This window comes from Pararhizobium sp. (assembly GCF_035497515.1).
Lineage (GTDB): Bacteria > Pseudomonadota > Alphaproteobacteria > Rhizobiales > Rhizobiaceae > Pararhizobium.
Genome location: NZ_DATJDJ010000016.1, coordinates 1 through 4,003, shown reverse-complemented (window position 1 = coordinate 4,003; position 4,003 = coordinate 1). Strand labels below are relative to the sequence as shown.

4 protein-coding genes and 1 pseudogene are annotated in these 4,003 nt (G+C 60.8%); 3 read left to right on the top strand and 2 right to left on the bottom strand.

Annotation, left to right across the window (positions count from 1 at the left end):
* From VL202_RS01560 to VL202_RS01550, 3 genes and pseudogenes are all read left to right on the top strand, one after another.
* Positions 1–663: pseudogene (locus tag VL202_RS01560) on the top strand (aconitate hydratase); the annotation flags it as partial.
* A 177-nt stretch (positions 664–840) separates the two neighbouring features.
* Positions 841–1,590, top strand: coding sequence for a thioredoxin family protein (locus tag VL202_RS01555; RefSeq protein WP_325462436.1), 750 nt, complete (start codon positions 841–843; stop codon positions 1,588–1,590).
* Positions 1,591–2,084: 494 nt separating this feature from the next.
* On the top strand, positions 2,085–2,489 hold the full coding sequence (locus tag VL202_RS01550) for a DUF2794 domain-containing protein (protein WP_325462435.1): 405 nt from the start codon (positions 2,085–2,087) through the stop codon (positions 2,487–2,489).
* Between the two features lie 12 nt (positions 2,490–2,501).
* Here VL202_RS01550 and VL202_RS01545 read toward each other — a convergent pair whose 3' ends face one another.
* Both VL202_RS01545 and VL202_RS01540 read right to left on the bottom strand, forming a co-directional pair.
* Complete coding sequence (locus tag VL202_RS01545; RefSeq protein WP_325462434.1) at positions 2,502–3,059, bottom strand: GNAT family N-acetyltransferase; 558 nt, start codon at positions 3,057–3,059, stop codon at positions 2,502–2,504.
* 128 nt (positions 3,060–3,187) lie between these two features.
* The gene (locus VL202_RS01540; protein WP_325462433.1) at positions 3,188–3,946 is read right to left on the bottom strand and encodes a Bax inhibitor-1/YccA family protein; all 759 of its coding nucleotides are present in this window, start codon (positions 3,944–3,946) and stop codon (positions 3,188–3,190) included.
* Between the last annotated feature and the right edge of the window lie 57 nt (positions 3,947–4,003).

The window sequence follows — 4,003 nt, the reverse complement described above, 5'->3', positions numbered from 1 at the left end:
GACCACATTTCGCCGGCCGGTTCGATCAAGGCTGCCTCTCCGGCTGGTGCCTACCTCACCGAAAACGGCGTCGCGGTTGCCGACTTCAACCAGTACGGCACGCGCCGTGGCAACCATGAAGTCATGATGCGCGGCACGTTTGCCAATATCCGCATCCGCAACCACATGCTCGGTCCGAACGGCAAGGAAGGTGGCTACACCATCCACTATCCGTCGAAGGAAGAGATGTCGATCTACGATGCGGCCATGAAGTACAAGGACGAGGGCACGCCGCTGGTCATCTTCGCCGGCGTCGAATACGGCAACGGCTCGTCGCGTGACTGGGCTGCCAAGGGCACCAACCTGCTCGGCGTCAAGGCCGTCATCGCCCAGTCCTTCGAGCGTATCCACCGCTCGAACCTGGTCGGCATGGGTGTCGTTCCCTTCGTCTTCGAGGAAGGCATGACCTGGGCCTCGCTGAACCTGAAGGGCGACGAGATCGTCGAGATCGACGGCCTCGAAGGCGACATCAAGCCGCGCGAGTGGAAGACCGCCAGGATCACTTATGGCGACGGAACGGTGAAGGAGATCAACATCCTCTGCCGCATCGATACGCTCGACGAGGTCATCTACATGAACAATGGCGGCATCCTGCAGACCGTCCTGCGCGATCTCGCCGCCTGATCGGCACAAAGCCAGACGTAGCAAAGCCGGGGCTTGAAAGAGCTCCGGCTTTCGCATGACAGGGCCACCCCTTCGATGCCGCGTTTCTCACTCCAACGTGACTTTCTGTTGAAGTCCGACGGGCGTATGTAAGATCACCGAAGGCAAACCTGCCCGCCGATCGAAATGGAAATCCCGATGTCCGGATCAAGCCCCGTTCGCAGCATCCTGCTCGCCCTTGGCCTCGGCCTCGTGGCGCTGCCTGTGGCCGCCGGCGAACAGCAGGGCGTCGTGGAACTGTTCACAAGCCAGGGCTGCGCGTCCTGTCCGCCGGCTGACGCCGCGCTGAAGTCGCTGATCGACGAGGGCAAGGTGGTCGCGCTCGCCTATCACGTCGATTACTGGAATTATCTTGGCTGGGCCGACACGCTGGCAACCAAGGACAATACCGCGCGCCAATATGCCTATGCCAAGATGCTCGGCCGCAACGGCGTCTACACGCCCCAGGCCGTGCTGAACGGCCGGGACCATATCAACGGCGCGGATCTGAAGGGTATCAACAGCAAGCTCGAAGCGATGAACCTGGCCGGCAAGGGCCTGGCCGTGCCGGTCGATGCCGCCATACGCAAGGACGAGATCGACATCAGGATCGGCGCGGGCGCCGGCAAGGCCAATGTCGTGGTCGTCTATTTCAATCGCCAGCAGTCCGTCGACGTCAAGAAGGGCGAAAACAGCGGCCGCAAGATTTCCTACTGGCACGCGGTTCGCGATATCCAGACGATCGGGATGTGGGACGGCAAGCCGGCAAGTTTCGTACTGCCGGCATCCATCCTGAAAGAGGGCGACGATGGCGGTTGCGCCGTGCTCTTGCAGAAGATGAAGGATGACGAGACACCCGGCCCGATCCTTGGCGCGGCGACCGTGATGGCCGACAACGCCGCCAACTGACACACGCACTGTTTCAGGTTCGGCCCGGCAGCATCGAGGGGCTGGGGCTGAGGGTTCGAAGATGCCGGACCGAACCGGCCATATTCCACGATAACGGGGCGTCACCGCGACTATGGCATCGGGAGTGACCGCGCCAGAACAGGCGCATTGGCCAGACACTCCCACAGCGTTTCCCATCGAATCAACAACGGCGTTCGATGAGACGCGCAGGCCGACGAAAGGGATGATGCCCTGAGGTCGGCGAGCGGGAGTGTCGATTCGAAATGGGGCGCGGTTTGGGCTGAAATGCGGCGGGCTGCAAAAAGTCTAGGCCCGCCTGCTGCATAATTCCTTAAATCGGAATCGATTTAGGGAATTATGCAGCGGATTTAAACTGTTACAGCGACCTTTGCGCGGCATATTTACGCCCGACGCTGTCGCTGCTTGCCGCTTGCATTTTGATAGAGGTCAGGCACACTGTAACCGTCCTGTCACAATAAAAGGCCGGAGTACAGATGACCGATCAGCCGGATTTGCCGCGAGGCGAGGCCCGTTCCGAGAGGCAACAAGCGTCCGATGTGGTTGTCCACCTGCAAGACTATCGCAGCAACCAGGATCCGCTCCCCATTACCTTCCACCGCAGGGAACTCGACCTGATCCTGAGGGTCTACGGCCGCATGGTCGGCGAGGGCGAGTGGCGCGACTACGCCATGGACCACTTGCGGGAAAAAGCCGTGTTCTCGGTGTTCAAGCGCTCCGGCGAAATGCCGCTGTTCCGCATCGAGAAGAACCCGAAGCTGGCGGCGAAACAGGGGGCCTACAGTGTCGTCAACACCCATGGAACGATCCTGAAGCGCGGCCATGACCTGCAGCAGGTGCTGAAAGTATTCGACAAGATGCTGAAGCTCATCGACACCTGACGCTTCCTTGCATCACTTGCGATAGAGCGTATCCGGATAGACGCCCGGCTGCGGATCGGTCGTCAGGCCTTCGCCAAGCGCCAGTTGCATGATGATCGTATCGAGCCAGCGTCCATGCTTGAAGCCGGTGCCTTTCATCAATCCCCCATGCTCGAAACCCGCCGCGCGATGCACCGCCACGGAAGCCGGATGCGCCCCGCCGATGACGGCGACCATCTGGCGAAAACCCAGCGCCGTGCAGCAGCGGATAAGTTCGGCGAGTAGCGCCTTGCCAACGCCCCGTCCCCGCGCTTCCGGCGCCAGATAGATCGAATCCTCGACGAGGAACCGATAGGCGGTGCGCGTCCGGAAGGCCGAGCCATAGGCGTAGCCCAGCAAGGTACCCTGCGGATCGACGGCGGCGATATAGGGATAACCATTGCCGCTGATGGCCAGAAAACGTTCCTTCATCTCCGCCTCGTCCGGTGCGGTCATCTCATAGGAGGCGACACCGTTCAGCACCGAGTCCTGATAGATGGCCGTGATGGCCGGCATATCGGAAAGCGTCGCGTCTCGAATCGTGAAGGACATGGGAAAGCCTGGCTGGAAAGATCGAAACCCGTCCTCCCACATCGGCGCCCATCGATCAACTCAGACGCAAAACGCGCGCAACAAAAAAGGCGGCCGAAGCCGCCTTTTCCGTCAATCGATCGTTCCGACTATTCGCGGTTTCCGAGGAAACGCAGCATGAACAGGAACAGGTTGATGAAGTCGAGGTAGAGCGTCAGCGCGCCCATGATGGCCTTGCGGCCGGCGGCTTCGGTACTGTCTGCTTCGTAGTACATTTCCTTGATCTTCTGGGTATCGTAGGCGGTGAGGCCTGCGAAGATCAGAACGCCGATAGCCGAAACAGCAAAGTCCAGCGCCGACGACTGAAGGAAGATGTTGACGATCGAGGCGATGATCAGGCCGAACAGGCCCATGATCAGGAACGAGCCGATATTGGTGAGGTCGCGCTTGGTGGTGTAGCCGTAGAGGCTCATCGCGCCGAACATGGCGGCCGAGATGAAGAACACCTTGGCGATCGAACCGCCGGTATAGACGGCGAAGATCGAGGACAGCGACAGGCCCATCACCGCGGCGAAGACCCAGAACAGGGCCTGCGTCGCCACCGGCGAGAGCTTGTTGATGCCAAAGCTCAGCACCAGCACGAAGCCGAGGGGCGCGAGCATCACCACCCACTGCAGCGGGCTGCCATAAAGGGCGGCGCCGAAGGCGGTAGCGAAACTGCCGGAGGCATCGATCAGGGAGCCCTGCGGCGCCACGAGCGTGCTCACATACCAGGCAACCAGACCCGTCACGACGAGGCCCAGGCCCATATAATTGTACACGCGGAGCATATAGCTCCGAAGGCCCTCATCGATGGCTACGGCCGAGCCGGCCCGCGCATTGAGGGTCTGACGGTCATATTCAGCCATTCAGGTTTCCTTTCCCTAAGAGAAGCGATCTTTCGACCGCCGCGGGCATTGTGTTGC

Bases quoted from the DNA above. Each gene is read 5' to 3' on its own strand.
- VL202_RS01550 (WP_325462435.1), top strand. From the start codon at position 2,085: ATGACCGATCAGCCGGATTTGCCGCGAGGCGAGGCCCGTTCCGAGAGG.
- VL202_RS01555 (WP_325462436.1), top strand. From the start codon at position 841: ATGTCCGGATCAAGCCCCGTTCGCAGCATCCTGCTCGCCCTTGGCCTC.
- VL202_RS01545 (WP_325462434.1), bottom strand. From the start codon at position 3,059: ATGTCCTTCACGATTCGAGACGCGACGCTTTCCGATATGCCGGCCATC.
- VL202_RS01540 (WP_325462433.1), bottom strand. From the start codon at position 3,946: ATGGCTGAATATGACCGTCAGACCCTCAATGCGCGGGCCGGCTCGGCC.